Source organism: Flavobacterium algoris, assembly GCF_048158525.1.
GTDB classification, from domain to species: Bacteria; Bacteroidota; Bacteroidia; order Flavobacteriales; family Flavobacteriaceae; genus Flavobacterium; species Flavobacterium algoris.
Genome location: NZ_JBLNKT010000002.1, coordinates 188,063 through 209,634, shown reverse-complemented (window position 1 = coordinate 209,634; position 21,572 = coordinate 188,063). Strand labels below are relative to the sequence as shown.

Genomic DNA, 21,572 nt, shown 5'->3' with positions numbered 1-21,572 from the left:
TTAGAGTAAAAATGAAAAAAAATAATTTTATAAAGTACGGTATCTTTGCAGGAGCGTTAGTTCTTGGAGTTAGTTGTACTAATTTAGATGAAAAAATCCTTGATGCAACTGAAACTTCAAAGGCAGATCCTGATGCAGTTTTGACTTCAGCTTACAATGGATTACGTCAATTCGAGGGCCAAGACGGAATATTTGCAGTGCAAGAGGTTTCTACAGATTTCGTTATTGTACCAACACGTGCAGGTGACTGGGGTGATGGTGGTGCTTGGCTGCAAGATCATTTTCACACATGGGATTCAAACAGTAGAGAAATTAATACTGCTTGGAGACAAATGCTATCAAGTGTTTATAATTGTGATTTGGCATTAGGTATACAAGGTATTCCAGCTAGTAAGAAGGCACAAGCTCAATTTTTGAAAGCCTACTACTACTACAATGCAATTGATATGTTTGGTCAAGTGCCATACAGAGAAGCAGGTAGTTCTCCAGACGATTTTCCTAAAGTTTGGACTTCTCCTGAAGCGACAGTTAAAATTATTGCACTGCTTGAAGAAGCATTGCCTAATTTGCCTTCAAAAGATGCTTCTGATCCTTCAATTGCAAGTAAAGATGCAGCAAACTTTTTGTTAGCTAAAATTTATTTGAATAAAGCGGTATTTGATTCGCCAAGTCATACGGGATTTAATGCGAACAATGTGGCTAATATGAATAAAGTAATTCAATACGTTGATGCTATTTCTAGTTCTACAAGATTAGCTGATGATTACTGGGATAACTTTAAACCAGCAAATCATACTAGTCCGGAGTTAATTTTTACAGCCAAAAACATTAATGGTGTGGATATGGGTGCTATTAGAACAAGATGGTATATGGGGAATCATTACAATCAAGTTCCTAGTGGTTGGAACGGATTTTCTGTATTACAAGAGTATTACGACAAATTTGATCCGTCAGATAGACGTATTAAAAATGATGATCCAGCTATTATTACCGCTTTCGGTAGTCCTCTAGGACTGCGTAAAGGACAGCAATATGACAAAGGAGGAGTTACTCCTCTAACAACAAGAGCTCAAAATGGTTCATTACCTTTAGATTTTCAAAGTGATTTGGCAAATTTGCCAGCAGATGGTAAAATCATTTCTCAAACCTGGTTAGAAAGATGGGGTATTCGTCCACAAAAATACATTCCAGATGTGTCTAATATGGATAAACCGGAAAATGACTATGTGTTATTCCGTTACGCGGATGCCTTATTGATGAAAGCGGAGGCTATAACAAGAGGTGGTTCAAGCACAAGTACTGTTGTTTCTATTGCTGCTCAATTACAAGCTCGTCAAGGAATTACCACTATAATTAATTTGTCGACTTTGGCTAACATTGATAAAGCTAGGGCTACAGAATTGTGGGAAGAAGGTTGGAGAAGAAATGATATGATTCGTTTTGGAACTTATACTACTGCTAGAGCTACAATGAAGAATACTGATGCGTATAGAGTATTGTTACCCGTACCAACAACAGCTTTGTTGAATCCTAATATTAAACAAAATCCTGGATACTAAAAGTATTCTTTACTGTTAATTATATTTGGAGTTAGTTATTAAGAGGGTAATTTATTACCCTCTTAATTTTTTTATAATTGAGAGCTTCCTATGAAGCTCTTTTTTTGTTTTATTTTACACTTTTTTTGGCTCTTTTTAATTTTTTTATAAACTGAAAAAAACATAAATTGCGACCTTATATTTATTTAAATTAATTCATTTTTAAGATGTTGAAGTGTATTGCGGGTTTTTTTCTATCTATAATTTTTATAAGTTGTTCAAAAGGAAATTCAAATTCCTTGTTTACTAAATTAGATGCTTCTGAAACGGGTATCAGTTTTAAGAATGAGGTGAAAAACGGTAAGAATATGAATATCTTCAAATATCGTAATTTCTATAACGGTGGCGGTGTAGCAATTGGTGATATCAATAATGATGGTTTGGCGGATGTCTTTTTTACTTCTAATCAAGGCACAAATAAGTTGTATTTGAATAAAGGCAATTTTAAATTTGAAGACATTTCAACAAAATCAGGGATTGAAGGTAAAAAAGCGTGGTCTACAGGTGTGGTAATGGTGGATGTCAATGGTGATGGTTGGCTAGATATTTTTGTTTGTGATGCAGGAAGTAATATTGATGCTATAAGAAAAAGTCAGTTGTATATAAATAACGGGAATACTACTTTCACAGAAAAAGCGGCTGAATACAATCTTGCGGATACTGGTATTACAACCCATGCTGCCTTTTTTGACTATGACAAGGATGGGGATTTAGATTGTTATATTTTGAATAACAGCTTTATTCCGGTGGGGACTTTAAATTATTCTAATAAAAGAGAATTACGAGATAAAGACTGGGACGTTGCTGAAATCCTTAAGGGAGGTGGTGATAAATTGATGCGTAATGACAATGGGAAATTTGTTGATGTTAGCGAATCAGCGGGTATTTTTAGTAGTTTGATTGGTTTTGGTTTAGGAGTGACTGTGGGGGATGTTAACGGTGATTTATATCCAGACATTTATATCTCAAATGATTTTTATGAAAGAGATTATTTATACATCAATAATAAAAACGGAACGTTTACCGAACAAATTCAAGGTTGGGCAACTCATATAAGTCAATCTTCTATGGGGGCGGATTTAGCGGATGTTAATAATGATGGTAAATCTGATGTTTTTACAACTGATATGTTGCCAGAGGGGGATGCCCGTTTAAAAACAACAACTAGTTTTGATAACTATGATTTATTAACTAGAAAATTGAATTTAGATTTCTTTAATCAATATATGTCCAATACTTTACAGATTAATGACGACAATAATAAATTTATTGAAGTAGCTAATTATGCAGGCGTGGCTAAAACGGATTGGAGTTGGGGAGCCTTGTTGTTTGACATGGATAATGACGGGTATAAAGATATTTATGTTTGTAATGGGATTTATCATGACTTGACGAATCAAGATTTTATGGACTTTTTTGCAAATGAATTTTTGCAGAAAATGGTAGTTACAGGTAAAAAAGAAGATATTGAAACCATCATAGCCAAGATGCCAAGCACGCCTATCTCAAATTACGCTTATAAAAACAATCATAATCTGACTTTTACAAATAATGCGATAAATTGGGGTTTGGATACGCCAAGTTTCTCTAATGGTGCGGCTTATGGTGATTTAGATAATGATGGGGACTTAGATTTAGTAGTCAATAATGTAAATATGGAATCCTTTGTTTACAGAAATAATTCAGAGAAAAACAAAGCAAATCATTTTGTAAAGGTAAAATTGAAAGGAGATAATCAAAATAAATTTGCTGTCGGTAGTGTAGTTGAATTATATTCAGGTAAGGAAATTATAAGACAAGAGTTAATTCCTTCAAGAGGTTTTCAATCTTCTATTGATTATGTAATGACGTTTGGTATTGGAACTAAAAAAATAGATTCATTACAGGTAATTTGGCCAAATGGAAAATCGCAAACGATAAAAAAAGTAATTCTCAATTCAACTATCAATTTATCAATTGGTGATGCTAAAAAAGAGTATGTCTTTAAAAAAACACAGCCAAAAGCTTTGTTTAAAGCGGTGAAATCAAACTTCATTACTCATAAAGAAAATGACTTCATCGATTTTGATTATGAAGGATTAATCTCTAAAATGCTCTCACAAGAAGGACCTTCACTTGCCGTTGGGGATATTAATGGTGATGGGAATGATGATGTGTTTATTGGAGGTGCCAAAGGACAAGCAGGAAAAATTTATTTGAACAAAGGAAACAATAGTTTTGGCGTCACAGTTCAAAAAGATTTGGATGTAGATGCTGATTTTGAAGATACAGCCGCTAGCTTCTTTGATGCTGATAATGATGGGGACCTAGATTTATTTGTAGGTTCAGGCGGAAATGAGAAATCGGATCAAGCCAATTATAAAAACCGTTTGTATTTGAATAATGGCAAAGGGATTTTTATAAAAAGCAAAACTACCATTCCAACAACTAATAATAATGTATCGGTTATTGCACCATGTGATTTTGATAATGATGGGGATGTAGATGTTTTTGTGGGGAGTAGAAGTGTTCCAGGAGTCTATGGTATTGACCCAAAACATTTATTATTAGAAAATGATGGCAAAGGAAATTTTACAAATATTATCGATAAAAAAGCCTTTAAACTTAATTCGACTGGAATGATTACTGATGCGGTTTGGGAAGACATTGATAATGATTCTAAGAAAGATTTGATTGTAGTAGGAGATTGGATGGCTCCACAAATCTTTAAAAATACAGGAAGACGTTTGGCTATTTTTAAATCAAATTTGACTGGTTATTCAGGTTTTTGGAATTCAATAAATTGTGTGGATTTGAATAATGACGGTAAAAAAGATTTTATTTTTGGGAATAAAGGAACTAATACAACTTATAAAGCTTCTGCTAAAAATCCTATGAAATTATTTGTCAATGATTTTGACAGTAATGGAACTATTGAACAAATTACTACTCGTACTATTGGAGGTAAAGATATGCCAATTCATTTAAAACAAGAATTGGCAAAACAAATTCCAGCTATTAAAAAGAAAAATTTAAGTTATGCTGATTATGCGAACAAATCAGTTCAAGAAATATTTGCTCAAGATGTAGTCGGCAATTCTTTACAAAAAACGGCTGTGATTCAGGAAAGTGTTGTGGCTATTAATAAGGGTAATGGTCAGTTTGAAATAAAAATATTACCAAAAGAAGTGCAGTTTTCATCCGTAAATACGACTTGTGTGGTGGATGTTAATAAGGATGGGATTTTAGATATCATTCTTGGAGGAAATCAATATGAATTCAAACCGCAATTTGGGCGATTAGATGCCAATCATGGAAGTGTTTTGTTAGGAGACAAAAAAGGTAATTTTTCTTGGCTTCCTTATGCTAATTCTGGTTTCTTTTTAACTGGAGAAGTGCAAAAGATTAAAACAATTAAGAATAAAAATAATAGGATAGCTATTTTAGCGGTACTCAATAATAATACTCCAAAACTATTTATAAGCAATGAATAATTTTTTTAAAATAGGTCTAGCGTCATTGCTATTTATAAGTTGTTCAAAGAATGAAAATCTATTATTTGAAAAACTATCGCCCGAAGAAAGTAATGTAAAGTTTAACAATCAATTAGATCAATCAAAGAATATTTCGATTTTAGATTATCTCTATTATTATAATGGAGGCGGAGTCGCTCTAGGTGATATTAATAATGATGGTTTAGTAGATATTTATTTCACGTCCAATCAAGGAAAAAACAAGTTATATCTCAATAAGGGCGGCAATAAATTTGAGGACATTTCTGTAAAAGCTGGCATAGAGGGGGGAAGTGATTGGAAAACGGGTTCTATTATGGCCGATGTTAATGGCGATGGGTATTTAGATATCTATGTTTGTGCAGTGGTAGGAATCAATGGATTTGAAGGTCATAATGAATTATTTATTAATAATAAAAATAATACCTTCACTGAAAGTGCTTCAGAATACGGATTAGATCTTGATAATTACAGTTCTTCGGCAGCGTTTTTTGATTACGACGGCGATGGTGATTTAGACATGTATTTGTTAAATCATGCGATTCATTCGGAAGCTTCTTATGGTAAAGCCGATATTCGAAATAAAAGAAATTATGAAAGTGGAGATAAACTATTTAGAAATGATGATGGCAAATTTGTTGATGTAAGCGCGCAAGCGGGAATTTTTGGTGGTGCTAATGGCTATGGTTTAGGAATAGCGGTTTCTGATTTTAATTTGGATGGCAATCCAGACATTTATGTTTGTAACGATTTTCATGAAGATGATTATTATTACTTAAATAATGGGGATGGGACATTTACAGAAAGTATGAAGAATTACTTCGGTCATATTAGTCGATTTTCGATGGGAATAGATGTTGCTGATATCAATCACGATGGTTTTCCAGACATTATGACATTGGATATGTTGCCGGAGGATGAAAAAGTTTTAAAATCTTCATCGGGTGACGACAATCCTCAAATGTTGAAGGTTAGAACAGAAAAATTAGGGTATCATTATCAATATACCAGAAACATGTTGCAAATTAATCAGGGAGGGAAACATTTTACAGAAACAGCTTTGTTGAGTGGGGTAGCGGCAACAGATTGGAGTTGGAGCTCCTTATTTGCTGATTATGATCAAGATGGAGAACAAGATATTTTTATTTGTAATGGAATTCCGAAACGACCAAATGATTTGGATTACATAAAGTATTTTTCAAATGACCATGTAAAAACCAAACTTAATACAACTAAGTTATTGGATAAACAGGCGCTAAAGAAAATGCCTAAAGGCAATGTAACCAATTATGTGTTTCAAGGAGCTAAAGATTTACAATTTAAAAACAAATCTAATGAATGGATAGAAAATGATTCCATTATTTCAAATGGGGGTGCTTATGCCGATTTAGATAATGATGGTGATTTGGATGTTGTAACCAATAATTTGAATAGTGTGGCTTCTATTTATATTAACAGGACTAATAATAAAGCCAATTATTTAAAATTAAAATTGCGTTTTGGAGGAAAGAATACTTTCGGGATAGGAAGTAAAGTGATTTCGTATGTAAAAGGCAAAAAACAATTCAAAGAAATTCAAACTACTCGTGGTTTTCAATCGAGTTCAGAACCCATAATTCATTTTGGTTACGGAAAAATAAAGCAAGTAGATTCTATTCAGGTAATTTGGCCAGATAAAACGGTCCAAACCCTGAAAAATGTAAAAACGAATCAGACGCTTACAATCCAACCTAATGCTGGGCGTAAAGTATTTAATTATGCAAAATTACATCCAGCTATTTTGCCTATTTTTAAAAAATCAGAAACCAATTTAGGAATCGATTTTACACATCAAGAAAATGACTTTGTTGATTTTACAGCTCAAAAATTAATGCCGTATCAACGTTCTGATCGTGGACCGGCAACTGTTGTTGGAGACTTGAATAATGATGGTAAAGAAGATGTTTTCTTTGGAGGTTCACAAGGAAAGTTAGCCGCAATTTACTTTCAAAATGGAAAAGGATTTTCAAAAAAAGCATTCCATTCCATTTACTTAGATTCCATTTATGAAGATGCCTCGGCGGTGATTGGTGATTTCAATGGTGATAAGCAAAATGATTTAGTAGTTGCTTCTGGAAGTGGACAATATGCTGCGGACCTGATTCATCGATTGTATTTAGGAAATACACTAATTAAAAGTGCTTTTCCAGATACAAAGGCAATGAATGCTTCTGTTATTAAAACAATTGATTATGATAAGGACGGCGATTTGGATTTGTTTATCGGAAATAATTCTAAGTATAATAGTTTTGGGCTAATGCCAGATTGTTATTTGTTAAATAATAATAAAGGTGTGTTTTCGATAGTTCAAAGTAAAATTTTTACGGGAATCGGAATGGTAACAGATGCAGTGGTTACGGATTTTAATAATGATGGAAACCTAGATTTGATTGTAGTGGGTGAATGGATGAAACCTAAATTTTTTGCCAATATAAAAGGAAGTTTTAAAGAGGTTACAGAAAGTCTTTTACCAGGAAATCAGAATGGGTTATGGCAGTCTATTTGTGCATTTGATATCGACCATGATGGAGATCAAGATTATTTAGTGGGCAATTGGGGAATGAATTCAAAATTCAAAGCCTCTACGGAATTTCCTATGAAAATGTATTACGATGATTTTGATACCAACGACACTTTTGAAACAATTGTTGCCATCGAAAAAAACGGAAAATACTACACTACATTGGGGTTAGATGAATTAGCAGAAGAATTCAGTGGAATGTTGAAAAAGAAATTTAACACCTATAAATCCTTTGCTGGAAAAACACTAGAGGAAGTTTTTGATCCCAAAATGTTAGACAAAGCAAAATTGTATGAAGTCCATAATTTAAAATCAGGATATTTAAGAAATGACAAGGGTAAATTCACTTTTGTTCCATTTACCAATAAAATGCAAGTTAGCCCAATTACAAGTTTTGTGAAAGCTGATTTTGATGGTGATGGACAAGACGAAGTTTTTGCTGCAGGAAATTATTTTGGGGTGACTCCATATCACAGCCGATTTGATGGCTTTTCTGGAGCGTTAATTAAAAATCAAAAAACAATTTATTTAGGGAATCAATTAGGAATTGATTTGACGCAAAAAGCAGTGCGTCACTTGGATATTATTCCGTTTAATGGGAAAAAATATTTATTGGTAACCATAAATAATAAAAAAGCGGAAGTCTATGAACTGCCGATGAATAAGAATTAAAACAATAAAAAATGAAAACTAAAATTTATCTTTTAGGAATTATGGTGCTTCTTTTTGCTTCGTGCAAAAAAGAAAAAGCCATTGTTATTACTACCAGTGATTATTGCTCAGCTATTGATACAGTAACAGGGATTATGGTTCATGATATTTTCTCTCCTCCAGTAGCTAGTAGAATTTATGTTTATCCGAATATTGCAGCTTATGAAATTATGGCTCAAAACAGCCCTAAATATAAAAGTCTGCAAGGACAATTAAAAGGATTAGATTCTATTCCTAAACTAGATCCAAAAAGTGGAGTTAATAAAAATTTAGCAGCACTTATTGCCCATATTGAGGTGAGTAAACAATTAATTTTTTCCGAAGAAGCGCTAGGGAAATATAGAGACAGTTTGTACCAAAAATGGGAAGATGAGAACGCTAAGGAATTTCTGGTTTCAAAAGAGTATGGCTTAAAAGTAGCCGATCAAATTAAAAAATGGATGGGGAAAGACAATTATAAACAAACCCGAACTTTTTCTAAATTTTCAGTTCATACGAATCAGCCAGGAAGATGGCAGCCTACACCACCGGCTTATATGGATGCCGTGGAACCACATTGGGGCGAAATAAGAACTTTAGTGATGGATTCAGCTTCTCAATTTAAAGCAATTGCACCCTATCCTTTTTCTACAAATAAAAATTCTGCTTTTTACAAAGATGCAAAGGAAACCTATGACGTAGGGAATATGATTTCCAAAAAATTAATAAGCATGGAGGGAAATAAAAGTACGGTAATTCCAGAAGAATCTGCTATTGCTACTTTTTGGGATTGTAATCCATATGCTACAGTAACACAGGGACACATGATGTTTGCCAAGAAGAAAAACTCACCGGATGCCCATTGGATGAACATAACTAAAATTGCGTTGAAAAAAAATAAATCTGATTTTGAAACTGCCGTTTTTGCCTATACTAAAACGTCAATCGGAGTTTTTGAAAGCATTATCAGTTGTTGGAATGGAAAATTTAAAACGAATGTAGTGAGACCGGAAACTTATATTAATCAAAATATTGATGAAAATTGGAGACCACAATTACAAACCCCTCCTTTTCCAGAATATACGAGCGGACATTCCGTGATTTCTTCTTGTTCGTCACTAATTTTAACGTCTATTTTTGGAGATAATTTTAGTTACATTGATGATTCCGAAGTTTCTTTCGGGTTGCCAAAAAGACCTTTTAAATCCTTCAAGCAAGCCGCAACAGAAGCCGCAATTAGTCGATTGTATGGCGGGATTCATTATAGGGCAGCAATTGAAAATGGGCTAGTCCAAGGGACAAACATAGGAACCTATATTAATAGTGAAATCAAATTTTTTAAATCTAAATAAATCAAATTCATACAATGAATAATAAGTTAAAGTGGTTATTAGCGGTCGTTTTATTTTCTTTTTTAGGATGGTATTTTTTATTAAAGCAGTCGGATTATACCATTACTTTTAAAGTCAATGCTGCTACAGGAACCATTTCTCAAGGAATTATGGAATGGACAACAACTCGATCTAAAAAGCAAAATGAAATGTATATTATTTTAGAAAAGAGAAATTTTGATTTCATCAAACAACAGATGAAAAAAGGAAATGAAAAAATGGAATACACTTGGAATATGAAATCAATAAACGATTCAATGACCAATGTAACTATTGGAATAAAAGATTTAAACCATTCATTTTACAACAGGTTAACAGCTCCTTTTATTGCCACTAAGTTTAGAACGGAACAAATAGAGAAAATAAAATACTTTAAAATGGGACTTGAAGACCATATTGACGATTTTAAAATTAGAATAGATGGTGAAAAGTCATCTGAAGAAATATATGTAGCGTATATTTCTTTAAAAAGTGTTTTGCAGGAAAAAGCCCAAACTATGCTTGAATATGATCCTAAAATTATAGGCTATTTAGATAAAAACAAAATAAAAATAATAGGTTATCGTCCCTATTTAGAAATTACTGATTGGGATGAGGATAAAGAAATTGTTAGTTTTAATTATTGTTTTCCTATTCCTAAAAACACAAAATATCTTCCAGACAGTAATGTCAAGTTTAAAACGATACCTGCGTTGAAAGGGCTTCAGGCAACATATTTTGGAAATTATAGGACTTCTGATAGAGCTTGGTTTGCATTATTGGATTATGCGAAGAAACATGACTATACATTAGAAAATAAACCAATAGAACATTTTTTGGCAAATCCTTTTAATGGAGGAAATGAATTGGAATGGGAAACAAAAATAATTATTCCATTTGCGTCAAAATAGAGGTTAAAAATTTAGATTATTTTAACATTTCGAAAACGTTTTCGGATATTCCGAAAACGTTTTTGTTTTAATTATGTATTGAATTGGGAATTTAAAAATTAAATTTAAAAAAAATTAACAAACCAATACATTAACCAAAAAATGGGAATTAAAATAAAATTAAGTTTTTGGCAGATAATCAATATGAATGTCGGTTTTTTTGGCATACAATATAGCTTCGGATTGCAGCAAAGTGCCGTAAATCCTATTTATGATTTTTTACATGCAAGCCCAGATCAAATACCTATATTAAACCTTGCAGGGCCATTAACAGGTTTGTTAATCCAGCCCATAATTGGTGCAATGAGTGATAAAACTTGGCATCCAAGATGGGGAAGGCGCAAACCTTACTTTTTTATTGGTGCAATGGTTTGTAGTATTGCTTTATTTTTATTCCCATTTAGTAGTTCCTTGTGGATGGCTGCTGGTTTGCTTTGGATTCTAGATGTTGGTAATAATACCGCGATGGAACCTTATCGTGCCTTTATTGCGGATACATTGACCGAGGACCAGCAACCTATGGGTTTTCAAGCGCAAAGTTTTTTTACTGGTTTTGGGCAGTTTTTGGCCTATATCTCTCTTTTTCTATTTCCAATAATTTTCGTCGGTTATACGGGGTCCTTGCCTACTTGGATTTATGCCTCCTTTTTTCTAGGAGCAGTACTTTCTATAACTTCCATTTGGTGGAGTATATCTAAGACTAAAGAAATTCCACCAACTGAAGCAGAATTAGCAATTTTAAAAGCGGAGCCATTAAATGTTTTTTCTCCTTTTATAGATATTTATAGAGCGGTTTTAGAAATGCCAACGGTGATGTGGCAACTGTTTTTGGTCTATTTGTTTCAATGGTATGCCATGATGTGTTATTGGCAAAATAATTCAAAAAGTATTGCTTTGTCTGTTTGGAATGTAACGCCAAAGAATACAGTAGGATATGAAAAAGCAGTGGAATGGAATGGATTGATTGGTGCATTTGGGTTTATAGTTACTTTTTCAATAGCCTTCTATTTGGCCAAATTAGCCAAAAGGCATGGTGCTAAGATGATTCATTTCGTCTGTTTGTTATTAGGAGCGGTTTCTCTTTTATGTTTTCCTATGGTGCAAAATCAGTATGTATTTTTTGCTGTAGTTATTGGCTACGGCATTGCTTGGGCAAGTATGATGGGAATTCCGTATTTGATGGTTGTTGCTGTTATTTCAAAAGAAAGATATGGCGTTTACATGGGAATTATTAATATGATGATTGTGATCCCAATGATTATTCAAAACCTTTCATTTGGTTATATTTTAAAAAACTTCTTACATAATGACCCTCGATTAGCGATAAGTTTTGCAGGAGTATTGTTAGTGATTGCTGCTCTCTTCACATTATTAATTAAAATAAAAAAGACAAAATTAAGTGAATAATACAATAAATAATATGGATGAAATAGACATCCTTTGTGTTGGTGAAGTTCTTGTAGATTTTATTGGACATCAAGAAGGAGTGCTTATTAGTGAAACTAGAGATTATCATAGGTATTTAGGAGGTTCACCTACTAATGTTGCTATGAATTCAACGCGACTAGGTTTGAATACCATCATGGTTGCAACTGTTGGGAACGATGGTTTTGGGTCCTATATTACGGAACGATTAACGAGTGTTGGTGTGAATACAAACCATCTTAATGTTCTGGAGGATAAATCGACTAGTGTGATTTTTGTTTCAAGATCCGAGGGTACACCAGATTTCATTCCGTATCGTTCAGCAGATTGTTGTATTTATGAAGAACAAATTTCAAAGGAAATACTCTCTCGTACCAAGATATTTCATACCACCTGTTTCGCATTAAGTAAAAATCCTGCACAGAAAACGATCTTAAAGAAAGCACAAGAAGCACACGATTTAGGATGTAAGCTAAGTATCGATGTTAACTATGCAAGAAAGCTCTGGAAAAGTCAAAAGAAGGCTTTTAAAGTAATCAAAACCTATTGTCAGTTCAATCCATTAATAAAAATTAGTGAAGATGATATGTTGCGACTTTTTGAGAAGGAACTTCCTCATGAAGAGATATTTGATTTTTTTCACCATCAAGGAGTAGATACTGTTTGCTTAACTTTAGGCAGCAAAGGGGTGAAATTATCTCAAAAAGGGAAAGAAGTAATACAAATGCCAGCTATAAAAATTGACAAAGTTATGGACTCCACTGGAGCGGGTGATGCTTTTTGGTCTGGATTTTTATTTGCTTATATAAAAGAAAAATCAATTCATGAATGTTTGGATATCGCTTTAAAATTAGCAGCTTTAAAACTGCAAAATGTTGGGCGATTACCGGATAACATCAATATCCTTTCTAAACTTTTATAAAATACGATGCAAGAAAATATTACAAAAATCAGCAATGGCGTAATGCTCAATGTTTATCCAGATAGTATTGGAGAAAAATTTAGTGATGCCATAGCCATGCTTAAAATGGAAGAGTTTAAAGATGTATTTTCTTTAATTTACGTTTTACCTACTTTTTTTAATAGTGATTTAGACAGAGGTTTTTCTATTATTGATTATGATATAAATAAAGATTTAGTAGACCCAAAAGATTTAAAGGACTTGAATGAGCTCCAGATAAAGCTGAAATTTGATATTGTGTTAAACCATCTTTCTGTAGCTTCTCCTCAGTTTAAAGACCTGCTGCAACACGGTAATGAATCTAAATTTAAAGATTTTTTTATCAATTGGAATGAGTTCTGGGAAGGAAACGGGGTAAAAAATGAAGATGGCATTGTAATTCCAAAGCCAGAGTTTCTCAATAAATTATTTATGAGAAAGTCGGGTTTGCCCATATTGAAAGTACGTTTTCCGGATGGCAGAGAACAGCCTTATTGGAATACTTTTTATCAGCAAATAACCTATAATACGATTGCTGTAGCAGATTTACAAAATGTAAAAGGACTAACAGAAGAGCAAAGTCTATTTATTGTTACCGTAATTAATACAGAAATTAATGATAATCAAGATTTTATGACTATTGATTTTGAAGATTGTACTCCTTTGAAATCAGAAATTTTACAAATTGTAGAACAAAAGCGTTCCTATTTAGGACAAATGGATGTCAATGCTGAATCGCCTTTAGTATGGGGTTTTTATGAGGAGACATTAAAGAAATTAAATGGTTATGGTTGTAATATCCTTCGATTAGATGCTTTTGCCTATTTGCATAAACAAGTAGGGGAATCCAATTTTTTTAATAAACCTGGGACTTGGGAATATTTAGAGCGTATTAAGAAAATAGCACGACAAAATAATTTGATGCTATTGCCAGAAATTCACGCAGAATATGGTTTGCATTTACATGATGAGGTAGCCAATGAAGGATATTATATCTATGACTTTTTCTTACCTGGTTTAACGATACATACTATCGAAAATAAAACTAGTAAAGCCTTGTTAAGTTGGGCTAAGGAGATTATTGCTAAAGGATATAAAACAGTAAACATGCTTGGTTGCCATGATGGAATACCTGTTCTAGATTTGAAAGGTAAGGAGGTAAATGGCGTTTATAATAAAGGATTGTTAGAAGATACCGAGATTGAAAGTATCATGAATAAAATCATGGAACGTGGTGGTCGTGTAAAGAATCTTTACGATCCTTCAGGGAATAAAATTTCTTATTATCAAATAAATGCTACATTTTTTAGTGCACTAGGTGAAGACGAACAAAAGTTGCTTCTTGCGAGAGTCATTCAAATGTTTATGCCAGGAATACCGCAGGTTTGGTATTTAGATATTTTTGCAGGTAAAAACAATTATGAAGCAGCAGATAATGGGGGTAGTGCCGGACATAAAGAAATTAATCGTACCACATTGACAATGCACGATATTGCGCAAGGGTTGAAAACGGAAGTTGTAAGTAAACAACTAGAAATCATGCACTTAAGAAATACTTCAAATGCATTTTCAGGTCATGTAGAAATAAATGATGCCGTGGATGCTATTATAGATGTCAAATGGGTGAATGGCACCACAGTTGCGCACCTAAGGGCAAACCTTGAAACCAATGGTTTTACAATTAACCATACGGTAAATGGTATGACAAGCACTATGGGTTTTTAAATTTTATACTGTAATCAAAAAATTTCGCGTGTTAAAATATCAAATTAAAGATAGTGACGACTGAAGGAATTTAAAATCTTAATTGTCCAAATGATTAAAAACTAAAAAAATGAAAAAAAACGCTGTCAAAATTGCGATGTATCTCAATTATTTTGTGTTTGCAATATTATTAAATAGTGTTGGGATTGTTATACTAAAATCGCAAGCAAATTATGGAGTAGATGAATTGCAAGCCAGTATTCTAGAAGCCTTCAAAGATTTACCTATTGCGATAGTTTCTTTTTTGATAGCATCATTTTTGCCAAGAATAGGGTACAAAAGAGCCATGCTCATTGGATTAGCATTGGTTTCTTTAGCCTGTATAAATATGTATTTTGGAAATTCATTTGGTACCGCAAAGGTACTTTTTGCAACCGTTGGAGTTTCGTTTGCCCTGATAAAAGTCTCGGTTTATTCATTAATTGGTACAATAACGGAAAATCAGAAAGAGCACAATAGCTTGATGAGCAGTATTGAAGGCGTTTTTATGATAGGAATTGCCTTGGCTTATTTTTTATTTCCTGCTTTTAATTCGGATGCAAATCCTGATTCCTGGTTAAATGTGTATTGGTTGTTGGCCGGAATTTCAGTAGTATCATTTGGATTTTTATTTTTCATCAAATTTGAAAACCAAGCGGAAATCCCCGGCGTTAATTTGGTCGATGATTTTGCACAAATGTTCAAATTATTTGCCAAACTTCTCACGATCGTTTTTGTAATAAGTGCTTTCTTGTTTGTGATGATTGAGCAAGGGATAATGTCTTGGTTGCCTACCTTCAATAGTAAAGTGCTGCATTTGCCACAAAATATTAGTATTATGATGGCGAGTATATTGGCAATTTCTTTGGCAACTGGACGACTTTTAGCGGGTGTGATTACTAAAAAAATTGATTGGATTTGGGTTCTCAGCTTTTGTATCGTGATGGCGATGTTGATAGTTGTTTTTGTGCTTCCAAAAACAGTTGGATTAGAAGTAAAAGAAATTAATTCGCTTAGCGATATTCCATTAATAGGATTTGCATTTCCGTTGGTTGGACTTTTTATTGCGCCGATTTATCCACTCTTAAATTCGGTTGTTTTGAGTGCTTTGCCAAAGAAATTGCACAGTTCAATGACGGGTTTAATCGTTGTTTTTTCGGCTCTTGGAGGCACGCTTGGATCTAGAATTATTGGGTATTTGTTCAAAAACGAAGGGCCTGAAAATGCATTTTTCTATACTTTAATTCCAATGTCATTACTGCTTGTTTCATTCTTTATATTAAAAAAACTTACTTCTAAAATATGAATTTCTTAATTAACATAGACAAGGTATTCCATGAATTACTACTTCAGGAAGATACCGATCAAGATAAAAAAATTACTAAGGACGATAATGGACCTAAAAAGTTTGCTTTAGTTGATGAAAACACCAAACAAGAAATTGTTATTGAGGGAACGTATCATTTGTCAAATTTACTTCAGGAATTAGCTTTATTAAAAGAAAATAAAGTAGATAAAGGGGAGATAGATTTGAGTCGTATTCAAGAGAATCCTGTAGAACGAATTTCGAGGAAAATTAGAGATGACTATTGGAATGAATTGACCAGAACTATTGATAGAAAAGGGTTAGAGCAAATTCTTCAGGACGAGAAAACGAACAATGAGGTTCCTACACTTTATGTTTCGGCAAAAGACAAGCAAGGTGTTGCCTATTTTCAAGAATTAGAAAAAGAACTTCAGAATTTTAAAGTAGGCATTTTGCCCGAAAATTTCTCGATGGAATATGTAGATACATTGGATGAAAAACCAGGTATTTTGGCTTTAGCTTTAGAGCGAAAAGTATACAGTTTTCAAGGAGTGCCTTTCGTGGTTCCCGGGGGTAGATTTAATGAAATGTATGGGTGGGATAGTTATTTTATAGGTGTTGGTTTAATTATTGACAATCAACTGGAAAAAGCAATGTCAATTGCTGAAAATTTTAAATATCAAATCATACATTACGGTAAGATTCTAAATGCGAATAGAAGTTATTACTTAACAAGAACGCAGCCACCATTGTATTCTTCATTATTAATCGCAATTGTAAAAAAGAAAACGCCAAGTTTAGAATGGTTGAGAAGTCATTTAGAAACAGTAATCTTGGAATACAATACCGTTTGGATGGTTCAGGGAAAACGATTGACACCAACAGGTTTAAATCGATACAAAGCAGATGGAGTGGGAATGCCATTTGAGGTAGAGCCTGGACATTTTGATGATGTTTTAGAGCCTTATGCTAAAAAATATAACTTGCCAATACGAGAGTTTGAAAAACAGTATTTAAACCGAACTCTTGTTGATGCTGATCTTGATATGTACTTCGTTCATGACCGTAGCTTGAGAGAAAGTGGCCATGACACAACCGATAGGCTTATAAATACGTGTGCCAATTTAAACTCGGTAGACATCAATAGTTTTCTTTATAAATACGAAAAGGACATTGCATATTTGATTAAAGAGTATTTTAATAATACTTTCCAAGTTGGTGACGTGATGTATACTTCGGAAGAATGGGACCAGAAAGCACTTTTTAGAAAAGCGAAAATTGATGAATTGTGTTGGAATGAAGAATTAAGCATGTATTTTGATTATGATTTTGTAAATAAAAGACAATTTCCATTTGAAGCAGCAACTACATTTTTTCCTTTATGGGCTGGCTTGTGTAATGAACAACAAGCTAAAAAATTAGTAGAAATAGCTTTGCCGCAATTTATAAAAACGGGCGGAATTACAGGAAGTACAAAAGCAAGCACTGACAGTTTCTCAAAAGATGCGCCACAACGACAATGGGATTATCCATTTGGTTGGGCACCACATCAAATATTATTATGGGAGGGTCTGATTAATTATAAATTCTTCAATAAGGCTCAAGAAATGGTCTACAGATGGTTGTGGTTAATCACCAAAAATGCGGTGGAATACAACGGAACTATTCCCGAAAAATTTGATTTAGAGATCAGTTCGCACAAAGTTTTTGCGGAATATGGTAATGTAGGAACTGAATTTGATTATATCGCCAAGGAAGGATTTGGCTGGATGAATGCGTCCTATCAATATGGTTTACAAATATTGAGTGACAATTTAAAACAAGAACTAAATAAGCTGACTTCGCCGGTTGATTTATTTTAATGTGAAATAAATAAATAAATTTATCATTTGAATACTATTTTTTTTAACTTTATAATAAATTAAACTTATCTATTATGACTGTTAATCAAATATTAAGCACAAAAGGTAAGGAAGTTTATTCCGTACTTTCCACGAACACCGTATACGAAGCTTTGACGGTGATGAGTGAAAAAAACATTGGGGCCATTCTTATCATTGAAGATGGAATTTTGAAAGGAGTTTTATCTGAGAGGGATTATGCCAGGAAAATTGTTTTGAAAGCTAAATCTTCAAAGAAAGCTTTGGTTCATGAAATTATGGAAACGGAAGTGTTTACAGTTAAACCTTCCGATAATCTAGATTATTGTATGGAATTAATGAGTACTAAAAGAGTGAGACATTTACCTGTTTTAGAAAACGATACTGTCATAGGAATTATATCCATAAGTGATGTTGTAAAAGCAATAATCGAAATCCAAAAAGATACAATTCAACATTTAAACTCTTACATTACTCAATAGAAGTAAATAGTTCAATACTATAATAGCTGCAAATTTTTGCAGCTATTTTTATTTGTATCTATTGGCGCTAGTCTGTTTTTTTATAAAAGAATAGGATAAAAGCTGACTTTTTAAACCAAGTCTTCTATCTTTGTATGATAGAATAAAATCTAAAAAAATGAACAAAGACAGCAAAAGAAGAGAAGCATTATTATACCACGCAAAGCCAACTCCTGGTAAAATTCAGGTAGTTCCCACTAAGAAATATGCAACACAAAGAGATTTATCTTTGGCTTATTCCCCTGGTGTAGCCGAGCCATGTTTAGAGATTGCAAAAGATGTTAATAATGTTTATAAATATACTGCAAAAGGAAATTTAGTTGCTGTAATTACTAATGGTACAGCGGTATTGGGACTTGGTGATATTGGTCCTGAAGCATCTAAACCAGTAATGGAAGGTAAAGGATTATTATTTAAAATTTTTGCTGATATTGATGTATTTGACATCGAAATTGGGACAAAAGATATTGAGGAATTTATCCAGACCGTTAAAAATATAGCACCAACTTTCGGTGGAATTAATTTGGAAGATATTAAGGCTCCGGAGTCTTTTGAAATAGAAAGAAGATTGGTTGAAGAGCTGAATATTCCAGTAATGCATGATGATCAACACGGAACAGCTATTATATCATCGGCTGCTTTGTTGAATGCACTAGAACTGGCTAATAAAAAATCAGAAGATGTAAAAATGGTGGTTTCAGGAGCGGGTTCTGCTGCACTTGCTTGTGCCGATTTATATGTTTTATTAGGAGTAAAAGTTGAAAATATATTGATGTTTAACAGTAAAGGAGTTTTGACGAAAGACAATCCTTCTCTTTCTGTTTTGCAACAAAAATATGCCAGAGACATAAAATCAATGAGTCTTGAGGAAGCATTAGTTGGTGCAGATATCTTTTTAGGTTTGTCAACAGGTGGAATTATGTCTCCACAAATGTTGATGGGAATGGCAGAAAATCCAATCGTTTTTGCAATGGCAAATCCAGATCCTGAAATTGATTATAATCTGGCTGTTGCAACTAGAAAAGACGTTATCATGGCTACGGGACGTTCTGATTTTCCTAATCAGGTGAATAATGTTCTTGGATTTCCTTATATTTTTAGAGGGGCGCTTGATGTTCGTGCAACCAAGATAAACGAAGCCATGAAGATGGCTGCTGTAAAAGCGCTAGCTTTATTGACAAAAGAATCGGTTCCTGAACAAGTAAATGTTGCTTATGGAGCAACTAAATTAAATTTTGGCAGAGAATATATCATCCCAAAACCATTTGATCCAAGATTAATAACTATTGTGGCGCCTGCTGTTGCAAAAGCGGCTATGGACTCTGGAGTAGCATTAAATCCTATTACGGATTGGAAAAAGTATGAAGAAGAGCTTTTAGATCGTTTAGGAAATGACAATAAAATGGTTCGTTTGATTACCAATAGAGCCAAAATGGATCCAAAAAGAATCGTTTTTGCGGAAGCAGATCATTTAGATGTGCTTAAAGCAGCTCAAATTGTATTAGAAGAAGGGATTGGTTTTCCAATTTTATTGGGGAATAAAGAAATAATTTTAGAATTAAAAGAAGAACTAGGTTTTGATGCTGATGTTCAAATTATAGATCCAAAAATAAAAGAAGAAGAGCCTAGAAGAAATAAGTTTGCCAAAACCTATTGGTCATCTAGACAAAGACGTGGAATATCTTTATTGGATGCTCAGAAATTAATGCGTGAAAGAAACTATTTTGCCGCCATGATGGTCAATGAAGGTGAAGCAGATGCGCTTGTTACAGGACATTCCAGAAGTTATCCATCTGTTGTAAAACCAATGTTACAACTTATTGAAAAAGCTCATGGTGCTTCTCTTGTTGCCACTACAAATATGATGATGACCAGTCGTGGTCCTATGTTTTTATCGGATACGGCTATAAACATAAATCCTTCTGCAGATGATTTGGCTAAAATTGCCATTATGACTGCAAAAACGGCCAGAATGTTTGGAGTGGAGCCGGTAATTGCGATGATATCGTTTTCTAATTTTGGTTCTTCTACAAATGAAAGTGCCACTAAGGTGAGAGAAGCAGTAGATTATTTGCATAAAAACCATCCTGAAATGGTTATTGATGGTGAAATTCAAGCTGATTTTGCGTTGAATCCAGAAATGTTAAAAGAAAAATTTCCGTTTTCAAAACTAGCAGGTAAAAAAGTAAATACGTTAATTTTTCCTAATTTGGAATCGGCTAATATTACCTATAAACTTTTGAAAGAATTAAATAAAGTTGATTCAATAGGGCCTATTATGTTGGGAATGGGAAAACCAGTTCACATATTTCAATTAGGAGCAAGTGTAGAAGAAATGGTAAATATGGCCGCTATTGCTGTGATTGATGCTCAAGAAAAAGAGAAGAAAAAAATAAATGTAGGGTAATACTTCTTTGATTAAAAGAACATTTAAATAAATGAATTTAGTTAAATTATGTGCTAATTTTATTATATTTGGAGACATATATTATAAAAAATGATTGCACATATACAGGGGAAATTGGTAGAAAAGACACCAACACAAGTAGTTATTGATTGTGGAGGTGTTGGGTATCATGTAAATATATCCTTACATACCTACTCATTGCTTCCCAATGCTGACTTTATAAAATTGTATACGCATCTTCAAATAAAAGAAGATGCGCATACTTTATTTGGTTTTGTAGAAAAATCAGAAAGAGAGATTTTTAAATTATTATTGTCAGTTTCTGGTATTGGTGCAAGCATAGCTAGAACGATGTTGTCATCATTAGACCCAAAACAAATTACAAATGCAATTGCATCAAGTGATGTGGTTACCATTCAATCTATAAAAGGAATTGGTAGTAAAACGGCACAAAGAGTAATACTTGATTTAAAAGAAAAAGTATTGAAATTGTATGATTTAGACGAAGTTTCTATGTCACAAAGCAATACAAATCGAGATGAAGCGTTATCTGCTTTGGAGGTCTTAGGGTTTGTTCGAAAAACTTCAGAACGAATCATCGAAAAAATTGTAAAAGAGGATCCAGAGGCTTCTGTTGAATCGATTATTAAGAAAGCTTTAAAAAACTTATAAAAGGTACTCAAAACACGGA

13 protein-coding genes are annotated in these 21,572 nt (G+C 33.2%); all 13 read left to right on the top strand.

The window, feature by feature from the left end; all coding sequences use genetic code 11:
* The first annotated feature begins 11 nt into the window (after positions 1–11).
* Complete coding sequence (locus tag ACM55I_RS01935; protein WP_416845094.1) at positions 12–1,559, top strand: RagB/SusD family nutrient uptake outer membrane protein; 1,548 nt, start codon at positions 12–14, stop codon at positions 1,557–1,559.
* A 206-nt stretch (positions 1,560–1,765) separates the two neighbouring features.
* Entirely contained in the window at positions 1,766–5,071 is a 3,306-nt protein-coding gene (locus ACM55I_RS01930; protein ID WP_416845093.1) for a VCBS repeat-containing protein, read from the top strand.
* Positions 5,064–8,321 (top strand): VCBS repeat-containing protein, encoded by a 3,258-nt coding sequence (locus tag ACM55I_RS01925; RefSeq protein ID WP_416845092.1) that lies wholly within the window; start codon positions 5,064–5,066, stop codon positions 8,319–8,321. The genes ACM55I_RS01930 and ACM55I_RS01925 overlap by 8 nt, the downstream gene beginning before the upstream one ends.
* Positions 8,322–8,332: 11 nt before the next feature.
* Entirely contained in the window at positions 8,333–9,691 is a 1,359-nt protein-coding gene (locus tag ACM55I_RS01920; RefSeq protein WP_416845091.1) for a vanadium-dependent haloperoxidase, read from the top strand.
* Positions 9,692–9,705: 14 nt separating this feature from the next.
* The gene (locus tag ACM55I_RS01915; protein WP_416845090.1) at positions 9,706–10,620 is read left to right on the top strand and encodes a GyrI-like domain-containing protein; all 915 of its coding nucleotides are present in this window, start codon (positions 9,706–9,708) and stop codon (positions 10,618–10,620) included.
* Positions 10,621–10,761: 141 nt separating this feature from the next.
* A complete protein-coding gene (locus ACM55I_RS01910) occupies positions 10,762–12,066 on the top strand; it encodes an MFS transporter (RefSeq protein WP_416845089.1) in 1,305 nt (434 codons plus the stop codon).
* A gap of 13 nt (positions 12,067–12,079) precedes the next feature.
* On the top strand, positions 12,080–13,006 hold the full coding sequence (locus tag ACM55I_RS01905) for a carbohydrate kinase family protein (RefSeq protein ID WP_416845107.1): 927 nt from the start codon (positions 12,080–12,082) through the stop codon (positions 13,004–13,006).
* 6 nt (positions 13,007–13,012) lie between these two features.
* Positions 13,013–14,749, top strand: a complete 1,737-nt coding sequence (locus ACM55I_RS01900; RefSeq protein WP_416845088.1) for an alpha-amylase family protein — start codon at positions 13,013–13,015, stop codon at positions 14,747–14,749.
* Between the two features lie 109 nt (positions 14,750–14,858).
* Positions 14,859–16,073, top strand: coding sequence for an MFS transporter (locus ACM55I_RS01895; RefSeq protein ID WP_416845087.1), 1,215 nt, complete (start codon positions 14,859–14,861; stop codon positions 16,071–16,073).
* Positions 16,070–17,935: a trehalase family glycosidase gene (locus ACM55I_RS01890; protein ID WP_416845086.1), complete on the top strand. Its 1,866-nt coding sequence runs from the start codon at positions 16,070–16,072 to the stop codon at positions 17,933–17,935. The genes ACM55I_RS01895 and ACM55I_RS01890 overlap by 4 nt, the downstream gene beginning before the upstream one ends.
* Positions 17,936–18,009: 74 nt before the next feature.
* Positions 18,010–18,435: a CBS domain-containing protein gene (locus ACM55I_RS01885; RefSeq protein ID WP_416845085.1), complete on the top strand. Its 426-nt coding sequence runs from the start codon at positions 18,010–18,012 to the stop codon at positions 18,433–18,435.
* 157 nt (positions 18,436–18,592) lie between these two features.
* Positions 18,593–20,881, top strand: a complete 2,289-nt coding sequence (locus ACM55I_RS01880; RefSeq protein WP_416845084.1) for an NADP-dependent malic enzyme — start codon at positions 18,593–18,595, stop codon at positions 20,879–20,881.
* A 90-nt stretch (positions 20,882–20,971) separates the two neighbouring features.
* Entirely contained in the window at positions 20,972–21,553 is a 582-nt protein-coding gene (ruvA, locus tag ACM55I_RS01875) for a Holliday junction branch migration protein RuvA (RefSeq protein ID WP_416845083.1), read from the top strand.
* Positions 21,554–21,572: the final 19 nt, after the last annotated feature.

Excerpts from the sequence above, each read along its gene's own strand:
- ACM55I_RS01935 (WP_416845094.1), top strand. The coding sequence starts at position 12 with ATGAAAAAAAATAATTTTATAAAGTACGGTATCTTTGCAGGAGCGTTA.
- ACM55I_RS01930 (WP_416845093.1), top strand. The coding sequence starts at position 1,766 with ATGTTGAAGTGTATTGCGGGTTTTTTTCTATCTATAATTTTTATAAGT.
- ACM55I_RS01925 (WP_416845092.1), top strand. The coding sequence starts at position 5,064 with ATGAATAATTTTTTTAAAATAGGTCTAGCGTCATTGCTATTTATAAGT.
- ACM55I_RS01920 (WP_416845091.1), top strand. The coding sequence starts at position 8,333 with ATGAAAACTAAAATTTATCTTTTAGGAATTATGGTGCTTCTTTTTGCT.
- ACM55I_RS01915 (WP_416845090.1), top strand. The coding sequence starts at position 9,706 with ATGAATAATAAGTTAAAGTGGTTATTAGCGGTCGTTTTATTTTCTTTT.
- ACM55I_RS01910 (WP_416845089.1), top strand. The coding sequence starts at position 10,762 with ATGGGAATTAAAATAAAATTAAGTTTTTGGCAGATAATCAATATGAAT.
- ACM55I_RS01905 (WP_416845107.1), top strand. The coding sequence starts at position 12,080 with ATGGATGAAATAGACATCCTTTGTGTTGGTGAAGTTCTTGTAGATTTT.
- ACM55I_RS01900 (WP_416845088.1), top strand. The coding sequence starts at position 13,013 with ATGCAAGAAAATATTACAAAAATCAGCAATGGCGTAATGCTCAATGTT.
- ACM55I_RS01895 (WP_416845087.1), top strand. The coding sequence starts at position 14,859 with ATGAAAAAAAACGCTGTCAAAATTGCGATGTATCTCAATTATTTTGTG.
- ACM55I_RS01890 (WP_416845086.1), top strand. The coding sequence starts at position 16,070 with ATGAATTTCTTAATTAACATAGACAAGGTATTCCATGAATTACTACTT.
- ACM55I_RS01885 (WP_416845085.1), top strand. The coding sequence starts at position 18,010 with ATGACTGTTAATCAAATATTAAGCACAAAAGGTAAGGAAGTTTATTCC.
- ACM55I_RS01880 (WP_416845084.1), top strand. The coding sequence starts at position 18,593 with ATGAACAAAGACAGCAAAAGAAGAGAAGCATTATTATACCACGCAAAG.
- ruvA (WP_416845083.1), top strand. The coding sequence starts at position 20,972 with ATGATTGCACATATACAGGGGAAATTGGTAGAAAAGACACCAACACAA.